This window comes from Moraxella lacunata, assembly GCF_900453205.1.
In the GTDB taxonomy this organism is placed as follows: Bacteria; Pseudomonadota; Gammaproteobacteria; order Pseudomonadales; family Moraxellaceae; genus Moraxella; species Moraxella lacunata_B.
The window spans coordinates 640,494-661,014 of the sequence record NZ_UGQU01000003.1; the positions used below are offsets into that span (position 1 = coordinate 640,494).

Annotated in this window: 24 protein-coding genes and 1 pseudogene; 11 read left to right on the forward strand and 14 right to left on the reverse strand. The window is 42.2% G+C overall.

Going from position 1 to position 20,521, the window contains the following annotated elements:
- Positions 1–10: 10 nt before the first annotated feature.
- Positions 11–1,624 carry a subtype B tannase gene (locus DX073_RS12215; protein ID WP_220186753.1) on the forward strand — a complete coding sequence of 538 codons (1,614 nt, stop codon included), beginning with the start codon at positions 11–13 and terminating at the stop codon, positions 1,622–1,624.
- 64 nt (positions 1,625–1,688) lie between these two features.
- On the opposite strand, the gene DX073_RS12220 is transcribed toward DX073_RS12215, so the two are convergent.
- On the reverse strand, positions 1,689–2,126 hold the full coding sequence (locus DX073_RS12220; RefSeq protein WP_115008293.1) for a MarR family winged helix-turn-helix transcriptional regulator: 438 nt from the start codon (positions 2,124–2,126) through the stop codon (positions 1,689–1,691).
- 133 nt (positions 2,127–2,259) lie between these two features.
- Between DX073_RS12220 and DX073_RS12225 the strand changes: the two genes are divergently transcribed.
- From DX073_RS12225 to DX073_RS12245, 5 genes and pseudogenes are all read left to right on the forward strand, one after another.
- A complete protein-coding gene (locus DX073_RS12225; protein WP_115008294.1) occupies positions 2,260–2,715 on the forward strand; it encodes a hypothetical protein in 456 nt (151 codons plus the stop codon).
- A gap of 26 nt (positions 2,716–2,741) precedes the next feature.
- Positions 2,742–3,209: a cytochrome b gene (locus tag DX073_RS12230; protein ID WP_115008295.1), complete on the forward strand. Its 468-nt coding sequence runs from the start codon at positions 2,742–2,744 to the stop codon at positions 3,207–3,209.
- A gap of 39 nt (positions 3,210–3,248) precedes the next feature.
- Positions 3,249–3,347, forward strand: a pseudogene (locus DX073_RS12235) (DUF333 domain-containing protein); the annotation flags it as partial.
- 159 nt (positions 3,348–3,506) lie between these two features.
- Positions 3,507–3,923, forward strand: coding sequence for a MarR family winged helix-turn-helix transcriptional regulator (locus DX073_RS12240; protein ID WP_115008296.1), 417 nt, complete (start codon positions 3,507–3,509; stop codon positions 3,921–3,923).
- Positions 3,924–4,048: 125 nt separating this feature from the next.
- Complete coding sequence (locus DX073_RS12245) at positions 4,049–4,480, forward strand: organic hydroperoxide resistance protein (protein ID WP_115008297.1); 432 nt, start codon at positions 4,049–4,051, stop codon at positions 4,478–4,480.
- A 46-nt stretch (positions 4,481–4,526) separates the two neighbouring features.
- On the opposite strand, the gene DX073_RS12250 is transcribed toward DX073_RS12245, so the two are convergent.
- Genes DX073_RS12250 through DX073_RS12270 form a run of 4 tightly spaced genes read right to left on the reverse strand, consistent with a single transcriptional unit; the run spans position 4,527 to position 7,926 of the window.
- Entirely contained in the window at positions 4,527–5,132 is a 606-nt protein-coding gene (locus DX073_RS12250) for a DUF3841 domain-containing protein (protein ID WP_115008298.1), read from the reverse strand.
- Positions 5,104–5,994, reverse strand: a complete 891-nt coding sequence (locus tag DX073_RS12260; RefSeq protein WP_181814451.1) for a LysR family transcriptional regulator — start codon at positions 5,992–5,994, stop codon at positions 5,104–5,106. Before DX073_RS12260 ends, DX073_RS12250 begins: the two co-directional genes overlap by 29 nt.
- Positions 5,991–6,794 (reverse strand): hypothetical protein, encoded by an 804-nt coding sequence (locus DX073_RS12265; protein ID WP_115008300.1) that lies wholly within the window; start codon positions 6,792–6,794, stop codon positions 5,991–5,993. Before DX073_RS12265 ends, DX073_RS12260 begins: the two co-directional genes overlap by 4 nt.
- Positions 6,784–7,926, reverse strand: coding sequence for an AAA family ATPase (locus DX073_RS12270; protein WP_115008301.1), 1,143 nt, complete (start codon positions 7,924–7,926; stop codon positions 6,784–6,786). Before DX073_RS12270 ends, DX073_RS12265 begins: the two co-directional genes overlap by 11 nt.
- Positions 7,927–8,145: 219 nt before the next feature.
- Between DX073_RS12270 and DX073_RS12275 the strand changes: the two genes are divergently transcribed.
- Complete coding sequence (locus DX073_RS12275) at positions 8,146–9,093, forward strand: NAD(P)H-dependent flavin oxidoreductase (protein ID WP_115008302.1); 948 nt, start codon at positions 8,146–8,148, stop codon at positions 9,091–9,093.
- Positions 9,094–9,151: 58 nt separating this feature from the next.
- On the opposite strand, the gene DX073_RS12280 is transcribed toward DX073_RS12275, so the two are convergent.
- Entirely contained in the window at positions 9,152–9,745 is a 594-nt protein-coding gene (locus tag DX073_RS12280) for a glutathione S-transferase N-terminal domain-containing protein (RefSeq protein WP_115008303.1), read from the reverse strand.
- Between the two features lie 230 nt (positions 9,746–9,975).
- Here DX073_RS12280 and DX073_RS12285 point away from each other — a divergent pair, with 230 nt between their 5' ends.
- The 4 genes from DX073_RS12285 (at position 9,976) to DX073_RS12300 (ending at position 14,249) form a co-directional block, all read left to right on the forward strand.
- The gene (locus tag DX073_RS12285; RefSeq protein WP_115008304.1) at positions 9,976–11,592 is read left to right on the forward strand and encodes a DnaJ-like cysteine-rich domain-containing protein; all 1,617 of its coding nucleotides are present in this window, start codon (positions 9,976–9,978) and stop codon (positions 11,590–11,592) included.
- Positions 11,593–11,640: 48 nt separating this feature from the next.
- Complete coding sequence (locus DX073_RS12290) at positions 11,641–12,279, forward strand: NAD(P)H-binding protein (protein WP_115008358.1); 639 nt, start codon at positions 11,641–11,643, stop codon at positions 12,277–12,279.
- A gap of 16 nt (positions 12,280–12,295) precedes the next feature.
- Positions 12,296–12,850 (forward strand): hypothetical protein, encoded by a 555-nt coding sequence (locus DX073_RS12295; RefSeq protein WP_115008305.1) that lies wholly within the window; start codon positions 12,296–12,298, stop codon positions 12,848–12,850.
- Between the two features lie 187 nt (positions 12,851–13,037).
- Positions 13,038–14,249 (forward strand): NADH:flavin oxidoreductase/NADH oxidase family protein, encoded by a 1,212-nt coding sequence (locus DX073_RS12300; protein ID WP_115008306.1) that lies wholly within the window; start codon positions 13,038–13,040, stop codon positions 14,247–14,249.
- Positions 14,250–14,276: 27 nt separating this feature from the next.
- On the opposite strand, the gene DX073_RS12305 is transcribed toward DX073_RS12300, so the two are convergent.
- The 8 genes from DX073_RS12305 to tolR all read right to left on the reverse strand — a co-directional run bounded on the left by DX073_RS12305 (position 14,277) and on the right by tolR (position 20,517).
- Complete coding sequence (locus DX073_RS12305; protein ID WP_115008307.1) at positions 14,277–14,879, reverse strand: fumarylacetoacetate hydrolase family protein; 603 nt, start codon at positions 14,877–14,879, stop codon at positions 14,277–14,279.
- A gap of 54 nt (positions 14,880–14,933) precedes the next feature.
- Positions 14,934–15,932, reverse strand: a complete 999-nt coding sequence (locus DX073_RS12310; protein WP_115008308.1) for an alpha/beta fold hydrolase — start codon at positions 15,930–15,932, stop codon at positions 14,934–14,936.
- A gap of 6 nt (positions 15,933–15,938) precedes the next feature.
- Positions 15,939–16,103, reverse strand: coding sequence for a rubredoxin (locus DX073_RS12315; RefSeq protein WP_029102102.1), 165 nt, complete (start codon positions 16,101–16,103; stop codon positions 15,939–15,941).
- A gap of 99 nt (positions 16,104–16,202) precedes the next feature.
- Positions 16,203–17,129 carry a transaldolase family protein gene (locus DX073_RS12320; protein ID WP_181814452.1) on the reverse strand — a complete coding sequence of 309 codons (927 nt, stop codon included), beginning with the start codon at positions 17,127–17,129 and terminating at the stop codon, positions 16,203–16,205.
- A gap of 122 nt (positions 17,130–17,251) precedes the next feature.
- Positions 17,252–17,605, reverse strand: a complete 354-nt coding sequence (locus DX073_RS12325) for a hypothetical protein (protein WP_115008309.1) — start codon at positions 17,603–17,605, stop codon at positions 17,252–17,254.
- A gap of 118 nt (positions 17,606–17,723) precedes the next feature.
- Positions 17,724–19,031 carry a PD40 domain-containing protein gene (locus tag DX073_RS12330; protein ID WP_115008310.1) on the reverse strand — a complete coding sequence of 436 codons (1,308 nt, stop codon included), beginning with the start codon at positions 19,029–19,031 and terminating at the stop codon, positions 17,724–17,726.
- A 50-nt stretch (positions 19,032–19,081) separates the two neighbouring features.
- Positions 19,082–20,032 (reverse strand): cell envelope integrity TolA family protein, encoded by a 951-nt coding sequence (locus tag DX073_RS12335; protein WP_115008311.1) that lies wholly within the window; start codon positions 20,030–20,032, stop codon positions 19,082–19,084.
- Positions 20,033–20,049: 17 nt separating this feature from the next.
- Positions 20,050–20,517 carry a protein TolR gene (gene tolR, locus DX073_RS12340; RefSeq protein WP_115008312.1) on the reverse strand — a complete coding sequence of 156 codons (468 nt, stop codon included), beginning with the start codon at positions 20,515–20,517 and terminating at the stop codon, positions 20,050–20,052.
- Positions 20,518–20,521: the final 4 nt, after the last annotated feature.

Genomic DNA, 20,521 nt, shown 5'->3' on the forward strand with positions numbered 1-20,521 from the left:
GGAGTATGTGATGAAATCCAAAACCCCAAAAACCTTAACTGCACTTGCTTTGTCGCTGGCGTTGGTGGCTTGTCAAAGCCCAAGTGTTCAAGACACAAACACCCAAAAACAAACAAGCCAAACAACCACGCCCACCCAAAGCACAGGAACAAGCCCAATGCAAAAGCCCAATCCCTTAAAAGATGTGCCATTTGCCAATCAAACGGCAAATGGCTTTGATTTGAATTTTGACCCCAGCCGATTTGTCCAAAAGACCGCCGAAGTGGACGGGCAAACGGTGGCGTATCGTGCCGTTGAAAAAATCGTCTATGTGGCAAACCCTGTGGAAGCTGAGTATCAGACGATTAACTTTTATGTGCCAGAAGCCTATTTTAATGGCGGTTCAATCAATGGCTACACCAAAGACACTGCACCGATTTTCTTACCCAATGCGGTAGGGGGCTATATGCCAGCGATGGCAAGCAGTGCAGAAACCAAAGGTATGGGCGGCAAAACCAGCACCATTTTACAAGCCTTAAAACACGGCTTGGTGGTGGCAAGCGTGGGTGCAAGGGGCAGAACGCTTGGCACGGACGGTAATTACACAGGCAAAGCCCCAGCCGTAATTGTGGATTTGAAAGCCGCCGTGCGTTATCTGCACGCCAACGACCGCAAAATGGCAGGGGACGCCAACAAAATCATCTCCAATGGCACATCGGCAGGTGGGGCGATGTCGGCACTATTGGGGGCAAGTTCAGGCAGCCGTGATTATGAGCCGTATTTAAAAGCACTTGGGGCAGCACAAGCAAGCGACAAGATTTTTGCAGTGTTGGCATATTGTCCGATTACTAATTTAGAAAATGCGGATATGGCGTATGAATGGGAATTTGGCAATTTAAAAGACTATGAAAGAATAGATATGTCTCGCCTAACCGCCCAAAGTTACAATGACCGCTCCCAGCCAATGCCCAAAATTACAGGCACGCTCAGCGATAAAGAAGTGGCGGTTTCCAATCAATTAAAACAAGCATTTCCAAGTTATTTAAACAGCTTAAAATTAAAAGATGAACAGGGCAAAGCCTTGACGTTGGATAATAATGGCAATGGCTCATTTAAAGATTTTATTGCCGAGCGCATTATCGCTTCTGCCAACAAAGCCATAGCAGAAGGACAAGATTTATCACAAGTGTCTTATTTGACTTTGCAAAATGGCAAAGCGGTGGGCGTGGATTTTGATGGCTATGTCGCCCACAAAAAACGAATGAAAAGCCCACCTGCTTTTGATGCGTTGGATTTGAGTGCAGGCGAAAATAATTTATTTGGCGATAAAACTACTAACAATAAACACTTTACCAATTTTGCTTTGAAACATTCTAATGCAAACGGACAAATGGCGGATAAACACATTGTGCATCTGATGAATGCAATGAATTATGTGAATAATCCCAATTCGGCACAGCATTGGCGTATCCGTGCAGGCACGGCAGATTATGACACTTCGCACGCCATTTCCGCCATTTTGACCGCCAAATTGCGTATGAATGGCAAATCGGTGGATTATCATTTGCCTTGGGGTGTGCCACATTCAGGCGATTATGATTTAAATGAGTTGTTTGAATGGATTGACGGCATTGCCAAGAAATAAGTTAGTTTTGCAACCTAAAAAGGCTGGCTGAAAATGGCAAATGAGGTTTTCAGACAGCCCAAACCTACCCCAACATCTGTTTTTGTCTTTGTACCACTTTATTCATAATATCAAGCCACGCCTTGATTTCTTGTTCGTCAAGGGCTTCTAGCACGCCGTTATTGATTTTTTGAGCGGCGGCGACACAATTGTCTTTTTTGGCAAGGGCGGCAGAGGTCAGCCGTATCAGCCGACTTCTGGCATCGTTTGGGTTGGGCAGGCGTTCAATCAGACCGTCCCGCTCCATACGCCCCAGCGTGTTTGCCATTGTCGCTTGCGAAACCGAACTTTTTTCGGTCAATTCTTGCTGGGTCAGCTCTTGTCCGTCCCACAGCTCAAACAGCACAGGCAAATAGGCAGGATTTAAGCCCAAAGGGGCAAGCTCTTGCCCGATGAGCTGGGCAAACTGGCGGGCAATCATATTGGTCAGATAGCCCAGCGAATTTTGTTGGTTAATCGTCATTTATTTTTCCTTATAAATCAAAGTACTATTATTATAACACAAAAATGAATAAAAATATAGCTTGCTATTTAAATACATAGCGTGCTATACTATTTTCCATAGTAAGCTATGCACCCTAACGAAGGAGACCGCAATGAACCGCAACACACTTCGCACCCTACACAAGACAGGGGCAATCACCGCCACGCTACTGATTGCCAGCTTTTGGAGTAGTACCGTGATTAGCGAGCTGTTTTTGTCAATCGAGGCGGTGGTGTGGGTAAAAAACGCCATTGCCTATGCCGTGATTTTGCTGGTTTTGGCAATGGCGGTAACAGGGGCGAGCGGTATGAAAATGGGGGCAAAATCCAAACACCCCAAAATCGTCGCCAAGAAAAAACGAATGCCGATTGTGGCGGCAAACGGACTGTTGATTTTGTTGCCCTGTGCCTTTTATTTGTGCCACAAGGCAAACGCAGGCGAGTTTGACAGCGTGTTTTATGCCTTGCAGGGCTTGGAGCTTTTGGCGGGGGCGACCAACTTAACTTTGCTGGGCTTATCGGTCAAAGACGGCTTGGCAATCAGAAAACCCAAAACCGCCGCCGCTTAATTTTCACTTTTATAAGGAGCAAAACAATGAAACCAGACACCCAAAACCGCTACGGCACAATCTCACGCCTGTTGCACTGGGGCATATTTTTAGGCTACATCGGTATGTTTGCCACAGCACTCATTGCCAAATTTAACCCGGACTTACGCTTTTTGTTACAGCCACATCAGGCTCTTGGAATGGCGGTGCTGGTTTTGACCGTGCTTCGCATTGTGTGGGCGGCGGTTAATGCCAAAAAACGCCCAAAAAACGACATCAAAGTCAAACTGGGGCATTTTGCCCTGTACGCCCTAATGCTCATTGTGCCTGTGCTTGGCGTGCTACGCAATGCTGGGCGTGAAAGTGGCAATCAAATGCTGGTTGAGCTTGGCAATAATCTGCACGGCGAGCTGGCGATTGTTTTATTGCTTTTGATTGTGGGGCATATTGCAATGGCAATTATCCACCAAATCAAAGGCGAAAAAGTGATGAATAAGATGATTGGTAATCCTTAATTTAACCTTTAACTTTGGGAGACGAATAATGAAAACCGTAAAAATGCTGACGGCTCGGAATATGGCGTATGTGTGTTGCCGAATGGTCAGGTGGTGGAGGAATGGGAATATTTTCGCAAACACAATGCCCAAAAATGATTGATGGGTAAATAAAGCACCGTTTGGATTTTGGGTTCAAGCGGTGTTTTTTATTTTAAAAATTTTCAGGCTGCCTAAAAAAATATTCCCCACAAATAGATTTTAAACAATTTAATTTTAAGCTAAAATAGTCGCACTTTTTTCAAACGAGTTTGCCCAATGTACGAACAGTTACGCCTATCCAATCAAATCTGCTTTCCGCTTTACGCCATTGCCAAAGAAATCGTCCGCAAATATTCGCCCTTTTTGGACGAATTGGATTTGACCTATCCGCAATACTTGGTAATGCTGGTGTTGTGGGAGTTTGGCGAGCAAAGCGTGGGCGAGATTGGCGACAAATTGCACCTTGATAGCGGTACTTTAACCCCACTTTTAAAACGCTTACAAAGCAAAGACTTAATTGCCCGAACAAGAAGTCAAACAGATGAACGCACCGTCATCATCACACTGACCAATCAAGGGCGAGCGTTGGAACACCAAGCGGTCAATATTCCCAATCAAGTGGCGGATTGCCTAAATTTAACGGCTGATGAAGTGGCGGTCTTACAAAAAATTGCCAGTCGGTTAAATCATTGATTTTTATATAAAAAGATATAATTTTGACAATTTGCTTATAAATTTTACAAAAATATATTGCACACAATTTAATTTTAGACTATAATAGTTTTATCAACTTAACCAACCTTTTAAAGGAACATTTTATGAAAATTTTTTACCACACTTCGGCAACGGCAACAGGCGGACGAGACGGACGCACCCAAGTAGATGACGGCTCAATCGGCTTTGATTTGGTCGGCTTTCAAAACGAAAGCGGTAAAACTGGCACCAACCCCGAACAGCTTTTTGCAATGGGCTATGCGGCGTGTTTTGACAGTGCGATGAACCACATCGCCCCAAGTTTGGGCATTCAAGCCAAAAAATCATCAACTTCGGTGGCGGTCGGTATCGGTCAAAAGGCGGACGGGGCGTTTGGCTTGGATTTGGACATCACGATTACGGTGGAAGGCGTGAGCCGTGAAGATGCCGAAAAATGGATTAAAAAAGCCCACGAAGTTTGCCCGTATTCCAATGCGGTGCGTGGCAATGTAGAGGTGCGGTTACATATTAAAGTCGTGGAAGAGTTTGATTTGTAATTTTTTAATACTTAAAAATAAAAGCACCGTTTATCAAAGCGGTGTTTTATTTGGCGATAAAAATACGCACGCTTTTAATCTCATCAATGGACAATTGCCAAAAAGTCGCTTGAATGTTTTTTTGTGAAAATAAATTAGTACTGTATTCTGCACAATAATCCATATCAAAGATTTTTTGCCAACTGTTTTGCATAATCTGGCGAATATTGGGCGGATATAAATGCTTATCGCAATAATCAATATTGGCTTGTTTTAATAAATCATCAAACCAATCATCATCTTTTATATTATCGGCAATATAATATTCGTTTAAAACAGCGTGCCATAAATCAAAATCGCTTAATAAGACTTCATCATCGCTTTTTTCAATTTCCAATAAAACACTTTTTTGACCTTTTATGCCAATGCCTTTAAACCTTAAATCAGGCTTTTTTTGTTTGGTGTTTTGCCATTGATACCACGCCCAAATCGGATAGCTATTGGGCATTGGCGATTTGCCAATTTTATGTTCCATTTGTGCCATTAGCCAATGATAGGCAACTTTAAAATTGTCTTCATTTAACCAATCAATCAGCTCGCCTTTGGCACAAATCACGCCATCGCTCATCAGGGTTTCATACCAATCAAATGGCTGAACTGTCCAAAGTCTCATTATTTACCCTATCAAGCACAAACTCCACAAATGCCCGCACAATGCTAGACGGATAACGATGGGCGGCATAAATCATCGTCAAATCAAATTTGGGGTTTTCTGTCTCGCCCAAGACCTCCACCAAGCCATTTTCTGCCACGAGTCTATCCACCGTGCTGTCGGCAAGCAGAGCCACCGCTTTGCCCTGTTTTGCCATATATTCAATGGCATAGCTGTCATTGCTGGCAAAAAGATAGGGAATTTCCACCGCTTGTCTGCCAGTGCCAAGTATAATGACGCTTGCTTCATTTTTTGCCCAAGTGGCAATGGGGAAATTTTTCAAATCCTTGGGGGTTTTCGGCGTGCCAAATCGAGCCAAAAATTTAGGGTGTGCCACCCATTTACTGCCGATTTGCCCCACTTTTTTGGCGATAAACTGCTCGCCGTGTAGCTGCCCAATCCTAAACGCCACATCAATGCCATCTGCCGACAAATCAAGCAGACGGTCGGTCAGCGTGCAATGCACCTGTACCTGTGGATAGGCAGTCTGAAAATCAGCTATCCACGAAAGAACTGGCTCGCAGGCAGGGCTTGCCGACAGGCGTAATTTGCCCTTTAAATTGCCTTGCTCTTCAAACAGCACTTCTTTGGCAGTGGCAAGCTGTTCAATGGACAAATACACCTGTTCATACAGGCGTTGACCCGCCATTGTGGGTTTAACGCCTGATTTTTGGCGGTCAAAGAGTTGAATATTCAGCTCTTTTTCCAAATCGGCAATTTGACGGCTAATGGTCGCAATCGGCACACCTGTTCGCTCGGAGGCTTTGGACAAACTGCCGTGCTGGATAACGGCAACAAAGAGGTGGAGGGTGTTGAGATTCATTGACTTTTCTCTTGATTATCAATAACTTGAAACTCATTAAATAATTTTTCACCCAAATATTCTAATAAAAACCAAGCAAATGAGTTTAAAACCATTATTTGTTGATTGGGTTCAATATATTTTTGTTTTTGTTGTTGATAAATGGTTAATTGAGATATTTGTTGTGCATCTTGATAAGTCTGTGGTAATGAAAATTCATTTAAAAATAAATGGTTAGTAGATTTTAAATGTGGTAAAAATAGTGAAATCCAATCATTCCTGTTTAATTTTCCAATCTGTTCTAGTTTTTTATCACAAATTGATGCCACAAAGGTTTTATAATGCATATTATTATTGATAGTAATAACTTCTATTTTGTTATCAATTCGGTGTTTATAACTTTCAACCATTGGATAATTGATATAAAGTTTGCCAAATTCTGTTTCATTATTGAAAAACTCTAACATTGCATCAATGGTTTCTGGATTTTTGATGGAGTTATTTTTATCTTGACCATCATAATCAAAAAATAAAAATATCTCACTTATATTATTTTGTTTTAACTTCAAAAATTCATCAAATTCTCCAAACTCTTTTTCATTATGTTGCTCAACAATAATTTGTTTGATGATTGGAAAAATATCAATAAAATCGATATCATTCTTATAGGATAAAATTTTATTATAAAGCCCATAAATACTAATACCAATATAAAAGAAATCAACATTTCTATCTTTAAAAAAGATAGATTTTAATTGATTGAAAATGGCTTTGTCAGGTTTTTTACCCTCTAAAATACATAAAACAACTTCATTGCTCATTGTTAAAATGCCCTGCTTGATAAAGTTTTTCTAAATTATGGACTTCTCTTAATTCTTTTTCAGTTAAATTATTAAGAGATTTTATTTTTTTGCCATCAATAATAAATCCACAATCAGGACGAATGAAGTCATTGCTTAATAAATTGGTATTGTGCGTTGTCAAAATAACCTGAGTATTTGGTAGTGCTTTTAATTTTTCTATAATTTTTTCAGATAAAGCAAAATGATAAGAACAATCAAATTCATCAATAAATAATAATGGAATTTGATTGTTGATTGTTTCTTGTAACCAATAGTAAAAAATAACTAAATTTCTTGTACCAGATGATGCAATATCAAATAATGGAAATTCTTTATTACCTATCAGAACACCTATTCTTTTTCCACCATTATCAATTTCTATTAAGTTAAAATTTAACCCATTATCAAATAAAAAGTTTTCTAAATCTTTAAGTTTGTTATCTTTTAAAATTTTGTCGCCAATATTGGCGGTATTATCATAGCCAATATGTGAATAGCCACTTGTTTCAATTGGTAACCCACGAAAGTGGGTAATTTTATTGCAGAAATCAAAAAATTTTTTAAAAATAATATCTTTAAAATCATTATCATTGATTTTTATATTTTTATATAAATATTTGATAGATGATAAATTTTGCTCTGGATTTAATGATTTATCATATAAGGTTTGAAAACCATTGAGAGAAGATATAATGTCTTTTCCGATATGGTATTCAATAATAATTTCATTATCTATAGTTAATTGTTCGTATAATAATGTTCCATAAGGGTAACCGTGAGTTTTTTGATATTTATATATGACATTTGCCGGTTTATCAATATCAAAAAAAACAAAATGAAACTCAAATTCTGCATAATCACTTTCAGAATAGGCATTTAAGCAATCATAAGACCAAGATTTAAATTTATTGTCCGTCAAATGCGAAACCAAATCAAAAATTGCCCAACCCAAATTAGATTTGCCAGTCCCATTTTCTCCATAAATTAATGCCAATTTTACCAAACCATTATGCGTACATTCGGGATTAAAGGCGTAATTACTTGCTGTTAAATCAAATTCCAACGGCTCATTGAATTGACGATAATTGCGGACAGTAAATTTCTTTAACATAGTAAAATCTTAACCAAAATAAGGAACTATTGATGTGTCAAGTCTTGACAAACTTTAAAAGTATATTCTAACACATTTTTCCGTAGAAAAACTACGGTAAATAAAATTTTTATTATACTTTCCAGATCCGAAAACCACCTTCCCATTTTCATTTATTCCCTCCCAAATCCAAAACCATTAAACTACGTCTAATTCTTTTCATTCAAACAGGAAAATCCAATGAACCGCATTACCCAAATCTTAAATATCAAGCACCCCATCGTCCAAGCCCCAATGTCTTGGCTGACGGACGCTCATCTGGTGGCAAGCGTTGCCGAGGCTGGCGGGCTTGGTTTTTTAGCCCCACACGCAGGGCAGACCACCAATCCAACTTCCAATCAAGATGTACTTGACCGTATGCGTAATGAAATCCGCAAGGTGAAGGCATTGACCGATAAGCCCTTTGGCGTGCCGTTTATGGTGTCTTATGATTTTTCGCTCATTCCCTTAATGGTGGATTTGTTCATTGAAGAGCGTGTGCCTGTGGTGCTGGATAACGGCTGGCTTGACCCTGAAATTTACGCCAAACTCAAACAGGCGGGCATTAAAATCATCTGCCGTTTGCCCAATCCCAATTTGGCGGACGCACTAAAAGCCCAAGAATTGGGGGCGGATATTTTGGTGCTGACGGGCTTTGATGAGGGCGGTACTTTGCCGATGAAAGAAGTGGGCAGTTTTAATGTGCTGGCGGAATTTGTGGGTAAAGTAGATTTGCCAATCATGTTGGCTGGTGGTATTGCTGACAAAAAAGCGGTGCAGGCTGCCTTAACGCTTGGGGCAGAGGGGGTGTGGATTGGTACGGCATTTATCGCCACAACCGAGTGTCACAGCCATCAAAAGGTTAAAGAATGGATTGTAAATGCAACCGCTAATGATTTGCTGTTGTTCCGCACCGAGCCGTATTATTACCGCTCTTTGCCGACCGAATTGGCGAAAAAATGCTTTGAAATGAGTGAAAATGGGGCAACTCGCTCTGAAATTGCCAAGGTAATGAACGCTGGCACAGGAATGCGTTTGGGTATGTTAGAAGGCGATTTTGACAACGGTTATGTGTCGGTGGGCAATGGGATTTCTGCCATTGACCGTATCAAAAGTGTGCAAGAGCTGATTGATGAATTGATGAGATAATTCAAATAAAATGCAGGGCGAATATTTTCCCTGCATTTTTTTAAATCACAACTTTAAATCACAGATCCTGCACTGTTTTTGGCATGTTTTCCAGCATTTCGGTACTAAGTTTTTGCATAAGCGGTGTTTGGCTAAATTCCGACACCGCTTTTTTATTCTCATCACTTAGCGTCTCAAAAACATGGGGTAGGCGAATGCCAATCCAAATCAGCGAACAAAACAAAAGCTTATCGCCCCATTCATCGCTATCCGCCGAAAGCGTAGGCAGGGCAGGCAAGGTACTGGTCAAAATATCGGTAGAGCGTGCCACAAAAGGGTGGGGCGTACCTGTGCCAAATCGCTCGGTAGAATAGGCTCGCACGCCTTGTGTGGTAATGCCTAACGCCTTGGCAATGCGTGGCAAGTTGTAGGTAGGGTTGTCCGTGTACACATCGGGGGCGAGTGCCTGAATGATGAGCGGAGTCTCGGTGATGACATCGCCATTTTGCCACGCTAACGCAGGGACTTGGCTAAATGAATTGACGGCGACAAGCTCGTTTGGATTCTCCCACGGCACAACAAACCGCAGGGCAAGTTCAATGTTTTTGGTGTATGCAATCATAAGAAGCATACGAGTATAAGGCGATGTGGTGCTGATATATAGGGTTTGCATGAGGTGTCCTTTTTGTGGGGCGTGATTGTAAAGTAAATTTATTAAATCATTGAATTGTTTTAAATTTTATTTTATAATAACCTTGAATTAAAATCAAATATATTCCACTAATTTTTATTGGTCTACAAATTCTAATGTTTGTCAGTTTTGAAAAATTATCCTTATAAAGTGGTATTTAAATGATTTTAGCCGTCGTTTTGTGATTTAATAATGGATAAGAGGATTTGCTGATGTGTGCTGATAGATTTTTGGCGGGAAATTATCCGGATAGTCCAGAGGGTTTAACACAAGAAATTCAAAAAATTATTGACAAAAATCAAGTAAGTGGCAAAGAGCTTCTTATGATAGATTTTACTGATTTGCATTATTCTGCAACATTGGATGTGGAGTGGGAGTTTGACGGTGTTTATCAAAAAGAAATTAAAAGTGGAAAACATAATACTGATATTCATTTTGGATATGATTATCAAGAATTTGATAAACATTTTGACAACCTAATGAATGAAGCAAAATACGGTGTTAGGCTTCGCACGCCTTTTATTGATGAATTGATATCACTTGGCAAAACTTCGTTAATTGAATACTGTAAAAAACACACATTTTATCATTATAAACCATTTTCAAAAACTTGTGATTGTCATACTTGTCAAACAACTGGAAAAATAACTTGTTCTAATTGTGGTGGCAAGGGAAAAAAGACTTGTTGGGGCTGTGGCGGTAGTGGTAATGAAAGCTATCAAGTGCCAGTTTATGACAATAAAGGAACAATTCGCAACTATCAAACCCAATATAGGCCTTGCTCTGCTTGTTTTGGTAGTGGTAAGAATAAGTGTGGTGATTGTGGCGGTAGTGGAAATATTGCTTGTCAAGAGTGTGGCGGCCAAGGTATTTTTACTCATATTATTAAAGTATCTGCAATTGCAGAACCTTATTATGGTGTTTATATTGACGAAAGTTATCATCTAACAGATTTACAAAAATTTTTAAATGAAAAAGGAATGGATTTTTGTGCCAAAAAAATTGATTTTAAATTAATGGAGCATTATCAAACCAAAGACAATAATTATCAATTTATTTATGACGGTAAAGACACCCAAACTCATTTGGTTTTAATGTTGCGAAATAAGGTGTATGATTGTTATGCTTTTTCTGCTCCACCTTATCCTTATATTCGCCCTAAGATTTTTGATGATTTGTTCTTTGATGAATGGGGGTTTTTAAAAAATTCTTTTGATGAAAAGGGAAATATCAAAAAAGTTCAGGCAACTTTATTTTTTCATAAATATATGGAGCAACCTGCATTGGATAAGGCATTAAAAGATATTGCAAAACAGTACAATGCACAAATGGCGGTATTTTTTGCTTGTGAGGGATTTATTTCTTATGAAATGGCAAAAAATATTGGAAATGCTTTAAGTCATATTTTGGGGGCAATTTCGCCAAGATATTCAAAATTTGCTTGGATAATTTTTTCTATTCCTGCTATTGTTATAACCTTTATCATTTCTGAATATTATTTTCAAAATGCTTTTAATGTTATTGAAATTATCATTGCTTTGTTTGCTGGATTGTTTTACTCTAGCATTTATACGATATTGATTGGATTATTGGCACTGTCTATGAGCCGACTTTATACTTATTGGGTTAATCAAAAAATCCCAAAAGAGTATAGATTAACACCTGATAATAAAACTGCAATGCGATATTGTATTATTGCTGTTGCTATTGCATTTGCTTTGGGTGTAGTTTATGGGTTTTTGGCAAATAATGAGCAATTGCCAATGATTTCATCTGATTATTATTCATTTTTAATGAAAATTAAGAATGTTTATTCATCTATGAAATAGGTGTTTAATTGTGGTTTATTATAAAAATAAGTGAAACGTTTGATCAAAATGAAAGCCATTATCATCGGAGCAACAGGAGCAACAGGCAAAGCCTTAACCCAAATGTTATTAAATAATGAGCATTATCAAAGTGTGGTTGTCTTTGTACGAAAGCCTGTGGCAATTAACCACCCAAAATTAACTGTGCATTTGATTGATTTTGATACGCCCTATGATTGGGTGGATAAAGTAAAAGGCGATGTGCTGTTTTGCTGTCTTGGCACAACTTTAAAACAAGCAGGCGGTCAAGAAAATCAACGCAAAATAGATTTTGATTATCCGCTTGTGTTTGCCAATATCGCCAAACAAAATGGCATTGCACGATTTTTGGTATTGTCATCGGACGGAGCGAATGCAGATAGCCGATTGTTTTATTATCGTTTAAAAGGCGAATTGGAAACGGCTTTGCAAAATATTGGCTTAAACCATTTAACCATTTTGCGACCGCCTTTATTACAACGAGAAAACAGCGACCGTTTTGGCGAAATGGTCAGCGAAAAAGCCTTGTTATTTTTAAATCAATTTGGTTTATTGTTATCCGCCAAACCTATGCCAACCGATGTTTTGGCAAGAGCAATGATTGAGGCGGTGGCACAGAATAAAACAGGGGTTTTGGAGAAGGGGGAGATTTGGGGGCTGGGGGGCTGATAATTGGATAATTTAAATGAAAATTGAAAAATTAACACCTAATCAAATTGCTGAAAATATCATTTTAGGAAAATATCCTTATAATTCTGATGAATACGGTGAAGCTGTTAATCGGATTTATTCTTTTGTTCATTTGGATAATTCGATTGATATTATTCAAAGAATGGCAAACTCGGATAAATTTGATGTATTATGTGCCTTATCTTTTATTATTTCCGAATCTCATTCTCGTGATTTGTTATGCAATCATAATCAATTAAAACCTATTATTAGAAAAGTATTATCCAAAAACTGTTATCGTGCTAATTTTGATTTGGTTGGTGTGTTAGGACTATTTATTGAGAATAGTTTGGCAGAGACAGATGATTATCTCATATATTTACACTTAATAGATTCTGATAATTATGTTGTTAATTTTTTGGCAATCAGTTATTTATTGCATTTCAATGATGAAGTTTTGCAAAAATTAAATACATTGTCTGATTTTGATATGATTATAGAATTTCCAAATTGTATTGATAAACAATGGTTTGATAATTTAATTAAAGGTAAAATTTTTCTGAAAATTTAATCGCCTTAACTCTTATTTATCGTCATTATAGGGATAAAGCATTGATTTTGGAATTATATGATAAACAAAATCCGTACTTATTTGATTTTGTAAATATTTACTTGTTCAAATAACCCCTTGACTTCCCCAAAAAATCGCTTATGATATATTTAAATTTTTAAACATATCAACTTAAAAGAGACCTTTTATGCTATTCCAATCTTTCACTTTCCCCAACGGCACGACCGCCAAAAACCGCTTTTTCAAATCCGCAATGGAAGAACAGCTCGCCATAGACAATCAGCCAACCCAAACACTCGTCAATTTGTATCGCACTTGGGCGATGGGCGGTGCGGGCGTGTTGGTTACGGGCAATGTGATGGTGTCGCCAAACGGCAAAGGCTCGGTGGGCGATGTTGTGGTGTCGGACGACCGCTCGCTCCCTATGCTCAAAGCGTGGGCAGATGCTGGCAAAACAGACGGCACACTAGTGATTATGCAAATCAACCACGCAGGCAAACAATCGCCCAAAGCCGTCAATCGTGAACCTGTTGCCCCAAGTGCCGTGCCACTGGTGGGAATGGACGGGTTTATCAATCCGCCACGAGCTCTGCAAGCAGTTGAAATTGAAAAAATTATTGGCGAATTTATCACAACCGCCAAAATTGCTGAAAAAGCAGGGTTTAGCGGTGTGCAAATTCACGCGGCACACGGCTATTTGATTAGCCAATTTTTGTCGCCACACCACAATACCCGTACCGATGACTGGGGTGGAAGTTTAGATAACCGTATGAATTTTTTATTAAAAATTTATCAAGGCATTCGTGAAAATGTCCGTCCTGATTTTTTGGTTGGGGTAAAATTAAATTCAGCCGATTTTCAAAAAGGCGGTTTTGATGAAAATGACAGCTTGCAAGTGGTGGAAAAATTATCGCAAATGGGCATTGATTTTATTGAAATTTCTGGCGGAAACTACGAAAGCCCTGCCATGCTGGCTGAAAAATCCAGCACCCGCCAAAGGGAAGCGTTTTTCCTAGATTATGCCGAAAAAGCCCGCAAAATCAGCCAAGTGCCACTCATCATCACAGGCGGATTTAGAAGTGAAACGGCAATGAATGATGCCTTAAAAAGTGGCAATTTAGATTTAATCGGCATTGCTCGTCCTTTTGCCCTTGTGCCTGATTTACCCAATCAAATCAAAAATGGCACTTATGAAACGGTGCAAACCGAGCGGATTAAAACAGGCGTTAAACCGCTTGATGACAAAATCGGCTCGGTGCTAGAAATGGACTGGTATATGAGCCAAATGACACTTATCGGTCAAGGCAAATCGCCCAATCCGAAATTGTCGGCTTGGAAAATTTTGTTTAAAACTTTATGGGAAAATGGCAAGGCGGGGCTTAGTACGGGGAGAAGTTAGGAAATAAGTTGGCTTTGGATTTTGGTGTTATTGGATGTCAAGATGATACCTATCATCATCAATCCTCACCACCAGTTTATCGCCACGTTCTAGTTTCCCCACGCCCTTTGGCGAGCCGGTCATGATGATGTCGCCTGCTTGTAATCTGTACAGATTATCCAAATAATCCACCAAAAATTCAAATGAATACATCATCTTTTCGGTGCTGTCGTCTTGTCGGATTTCGCCATTGACGGCTAAGGATAAATAATAATGGCGTTCGCTAAATGGCTTAAATCCCCCAAGCCAGCACGCTCCCTTAAAGCCTTTGGCTTTAAGCCATGGTAAGCCCTTGGTTTTGCAAACTTCTTGCACGTCTCTGGCGGTCAAATCAAGCCCCACCGTGTAGGCGATGATTTGCTTGTTCTCGCCGATGAGTAGCACAAGCTCGGTCTCGTGATGGACGTTCTCCGAAAAGTCGGGCAAAGTGAGTGTATCCCCTGTCGTGATACTGCTGTTGGGCTTTAAAAATACCAATGGTTCGGCAGGGATTTCGTTGTTGAGTTCGTGGATATGCTCCACATAGCTACGTCCGACACAGTAGATGGTGTTGATGGGGTGGGCTTGCTCGTTGATAAAGACAGTGGTCATGATAAATTCCAAAAAGTGGGGCAAAAAGTAGCCAATGGGCTTGGGAGCTTAGACTTAGGATGATAAATGCCCCACTATCAAACTTGCCAAATACGGCTGATAATACACCGGCAGGTCGTGTGCCATGCCGTCCACCGCCACGAATCGGCTATTCGGGATGATTTTGGCGATGTGTTTACCGTGGCTTTGGTGCAGTAGCCCGTCTTTGTTGCCGTGAATGACGAGTGTGGGGGCGGTCACTTGACGAGTATACTGGAAAATCGAGCCTGTGGCAAGGATGGCGTTCATCTGCTGTGTCATGCCAAGCGGATGATGACAGCGATGATAGCGGATTGAGGCGATGTGGCGAGTGCCTTTGACGTCTAGATGACCAGGGGAGCCGACCGCTGTCATGAACCATACCGCATGACGGAGCATGTCCCGTTCGCTGTTGCTTTGGGCTTTTTTAAAAAAGGTAGAGAACTCTTTGGGTTTGGGTGGCACCAAAAAGGGGTGGTTGGTGCTACTAAACAGCAGGGCGAGCCTGTCGATATAATGGGGGTATTTGGCACAGACGATTTGGGCGATCATACCGCCCATGCTCGCCCCGACCAGATGTGTTTTGCCCAAATTCATCGCCCCAATCAGCCCTGCGACATCGTCCGCCATGTCGGGTAGGGTGTAGGCGACTTTTTCACGGGCGTTGGATAAGCCAATTTGGTTTTTGGCAATCATTTTTAGGATGTTGGTGTGTGGCAGTTTGGCTAGATGCTTGATTTTGGTGGAAAGACCCGTATCACGATTGTCAAATCTGATGACAAAAAACCCTGCGTCCATAAACTTTTTTAAAAAAGTATCCGACCAAAACAGCATTTGCGAGCCAAAGCCTGTGATGAACAGTAAAGGCGGATGGTCAGGGTTGCCCCCTGCTTCGACACACAGCGTAATGCCACGCCCAACATCAACCATGCTTTGATAAAAATGGGGCGATAGGTCGGATGCTTGCCAGTCTTGGTTAAATCTATCCCAGCTTGGCGGTGGTGTGTGGGCGATGGGCGGTGGCAAATAGGCCATGAATGATTAAATCTCAACCATCTCAAAGTCTTCTTTGCTCACGCCACAGTCGGGGCATGTCCAGTCGTTTGGGATGTCTTCCCAACGTGTGCCAGCAGGCAAACCCTCTTCGGGACAGCCTAAGGCTTCATCATAAATCCAACCGCAGACGATACATTGATATTTTTTCATGGCAAAAACTTCATTGATAAATGGGCATATAGTTTACACTCATACGCCCATTTTGTAAAGCCTTTTTTATTTAAAAAATCAATCGTATTGTTTTTTCAATTATTTTTCAAATAACTGCTTTTGTAAATCCGCCCGAGCCTTGACAAAGCCGTCAATGCCTTTTAAAAGCAGTTCATTGACAGGGGCGTTGTCTTGTAGGTTTTTAAAGCCCTGCTCATCAAGGGGTGTAGGACGTTCTAGCACCGTTTGGCTTGGGCTTAATTGGCGGGCAACGTCCGTATCCATATTAGCCAATTCATCAAGCAAGGCAGGCGAGATGGTGAGTAAGTCGCACCCTGCTAGGGCAAGGATTTGGGTGGTTGAGCGAAAACTTGCCCCCATGATTTCGGTGGGGTAGCCGTGTGATTTATAAAACTCATAAATATTTTTGACCGAGTTTACGCCCAAATCATCATTTATGTCAATGCTTTGGCGGTTTTCATGTGCTTTTTGCCAGTCGGTCAGTCGCCCCACAAACGGCGAGATGAGCTTAACCCCAGCGTCAGCACACGCACGGGCTTGGGTGTCGGTAAAGAGCAGGGTTAGGTTACAGTGAATGCCTTGTTTTTCTAGGATTTCGGCGGACTTAATGCCTTGCCAAGTGGCGGCGATTTTGATGAGAATGCGACTGGTGTCTACGCCCAGTTTGTCATAGAGTTCGATGAATGCTAGGGCATTTTGCACGGTTTTATCGGTGTCAAATGAGTGGCGTGCATCCACTTCGGTGGAGACCCGTCCGTCGATGTGCGAGAGTATCTGCTTGCCAAGCTCGGCAGTTAAGCGGTCGATGGTGTCATCATCAGACAGTCCTAAGCTTTTGATTTGGCGGATAAGCTCGCCATGCTCACCTGAGAGTAGGGCGGAGGCGACTAGGCTTGGGTTGGTGGTGGCGTCTTGTGGACGCAAGCGAGCGATGGCGGTTAGGTCACCTGTATCAGCAACGATGGTGGTGTGCTTAGCGAGTGCGGTTAGGGCGTTCATGGTCATGGGCATCCTTGATGATAAAAGTGCTTTAACATACCATAAATACGGACGTTTGGCAAAATATTTGTTGGGAAAAGTTGGAGCGTGTCTGCTACGGATGATACTTTGGCGGAATCTGATAAAGATTAAAACCAATCTTCCAGCAAAAAGAACGGCTTTTCATAACGTTTGGCTTCTTTGGGAGAGCATGGCTTGGGGGCTAGGCGATTTTTGATGGCAGGATTTTTGGCAAAGCTAATGTCATCGCACACCGCTCTGTCATGATAAGGATGGATGGGCAGGTGCTTTTGTCGTAGGTTGGGTGTGTGTTCGGGAGTGTTGGGGTTAAGGTTTGGGTTTAGGGTGACGGGCAGGGGGCTGTCAACCCACTGGATGTGTTGGCAGGCACTGAGCATGCCACAAAGTAGCACTAAGCCAAAACGCACGAGCAGATGAGTCGTGCGTTTTTTTAGGGTGATTGATAAGGGTGTGTTGAACATTGATAACATTCTTATAAAATATGGCAAAATTTGACAAATTCAACCAATTTTTGCATGAAAAATGGCTAAATTTTGTTTTTCATTGCAAATACCAATATTCAACACGCCCAAGTCCAAATCAGTTGATACCGCCACGTGACCATGTTGGTTCACGCACCGTATCTTGGGTGTCAATGGTAAAGGCTTGCCCTGTTTTTAGGGAACGAATGGTCATCTGACCACGTCCGCCTTTGTGGGATGAATAGACGATGCGGTTGCCATTGGGTGAGAAGCTCGCTGACTCATCAATGCCTGTCGTGTCAATCGTACCAACCCCTGTCACCACTAGGCTACGCCCTGAAACATAGGCGATTTTGCTACCATCTGGGCTGACTCGGGGGTTTGCCCCTGCACCGCCAATGGCTGATGCTTGCCCTGTGTTCATGTTGTAGCGGTAGAGACGTGGTGTGCGTGAGCCATTATCAGCGGTAAAGACAAAAGAGCGACCGTCTGGGGTGTACTGCGGTGAGTTTTCTGCCCCTTTCATATTGGTTAGGCGTTTTAGATGACCTGAGGCGATGTGTAGCTCATAGATGGACGGGTCATTATTTTCATGACTGCCTGAGAAAAGAATACTGGTGCCGTCAGGTGAGAACGATGCCCCTAGGTTATTACCCTTAAATGGGGTGATGACTTGACCGCCACCACTGCTACTGGCACTTTGCAGGTGAATGACTGGCAAGCCGTTAGGTTTTTGTACCGAGTAGGCGATACGCTGACCGTCAGGCGACCATGTGGGACTAAAAATAGAGCCTTGCGTGCTAAATAGCACACGGACGTTTTGCCCGTCAGCGTCCATCACTTTTAGGGTGGAGGTTTTATTGCGTGGGTCGCCTGTCTCTTCGACATAAGCGATACGCCCTGTAAAGTCGCCTGGTTCGCCTGTGATGATTTCATAAATCTTATCGCTCACAACATGAGCGGTGTGGCGAAGTTTGCTTTGGTTGTTCTCGCTGTATTTGGTCTGTCTGCCCTGCATGACGCGTCCTGTGGCAACTTCGATGACTTCAAAATGAATGGCGATTTTGCCCCCTGTGACGTTTTGGGTTTGTCCAACCACGACATAATTAAAGCCAGCATTTTGCCAATGTGATAGGTTTTGGCTAATCTCGGCAGAGGAGTGGGCACGTTGGGGTAGGTTTTGACTGGTGGTTTTTAGTTCGGTGTGACTTAGGTTGCTGGCGACGGTGTTGCTGACCACACTGTCGCCAGCAAAGGGAATGAGAGCGACTTGGTAGGGGTTTTGTACGCCATCGACGTCGATGTCAAAGTTAAGCTCGCTGTCATTGGTGCTGCCCAGTGAGCCATAACCCACGGCAAAAGCAGGGCTTGCCACGACTAGGGCGACAGCTAGGGTTAGATGAGATAAGGGGGTTTTGATGTTCATGGGGTATCCTTAAAAATGTTTAAAATATGATATTTGGGGATTTATATATTCTAATTGATTTTAAAATTAAAATTCAAGTCGCGATAATTCGTGCCAACAATGGGCGTGAGTGGACTGGCTCGATGCACAGTATCTTCTAGCTGTTCACGCAGATACTCATCACCGCCTGAGACTTGAACGCTTAGTACGTTGCCACTGCCATCTACTTTGAGCTTGACTTGCAAAGTTTGGTTTTTACCAGTGGCTCGCCAATGCGAGCGAATGTGGCGTTGCAAGGCAGAGATGACCTCGTTGCGGTTGCTACTTTGTTCGCTACTGCCACTGCTATTACCGCCGCTGACTGCCCCGCCACGTCCTACGGTGGGGGTAGTGGGCGTATCTTTGATGGTGCTTTGTCCATCGCCCAAACTTCGGCTGTCGGTACGATTGGCACGTTCTTTTTCGGCAATGGCGTTATCACGGCGTTCTCGGGCTTCATTAAGCCCTTGGCTGTTCTCACGGGCGATGTCATCATTACTGCGTTCCCGAACTTCTAGCTCTGCCACGGCACGAGCCCGTTCACGCTCTTCGTCTGCCATGGCTTGCCTTTGCATTTCTATCTCGGAGAGTATCTCATCATCCAGGCTTTTGGCGTACTCTGCCATTTGAGCTTGGTAGGCACGTTCACGCTTGGCAAGGTCGTCATAATAGGCTTCTAGCTGAGCACTGCGACTGCTGTCAGGGGTAGTGGTGCTTTGGGTGCTGTCGGTTTGGGTGGACTGGGCTTGATGCTCGGCAAAGGCGTCAGCAATGGCGGCTTCTGCCCCTGCTAGGTCGTCCCCTGTAACTAGACTTGCTTCTAAGGAGACGGTCTCGGGTAAGGGTTTTTGTTGGGTGTAGGCAAACAGCACCCCTGTCACAATCAGCCCATGCACCACGACGCTACCCACGAGCGAGAGCAGGAGATTAGGCTCTTTGGTGCCGATGTTGTCCGAGTCTAGGCGTGCGGTTTGCTGGTTCATGATAAGCTGTTATTTTTTTATTTTTTGGTGGATTGCTTGCTTGTGCTACTTTGACCGCTTAATAGTCCAACTTTGGTAACACCTGCCCCTTGCACCAGTGCCATGACGTGCATGACCGCTTCATAGGCGTTATCTTTGTCGGCATTAATCAGTACTTGGAGCTGGCTACCGCTCTCGCCCATGTTCGCCTGTGCCATGTCGGTAAGCAGGGTGGACAACTCACTCTCACTGATGGCTTGGTCAATGGCTCGCTCATGACTGATAAACAACTCACCATCTTTGGTGAGTGAGACGATGACAGGGGTTAACTCACTTTTGGTGATGTTGCTGGTTTTCTCGCTTGGCAGATTGACTTCTACCCCTGTGGTGAGCATGGGGGCGGTTACCATAAAGATGATGAGTAGCACGAGCATGACGTCAATGTAGGGGACGACATTCATCTCGCTGTTTAGGGGTTTTTTGGCACGTGCGTAGCTGTTTTTCATGATG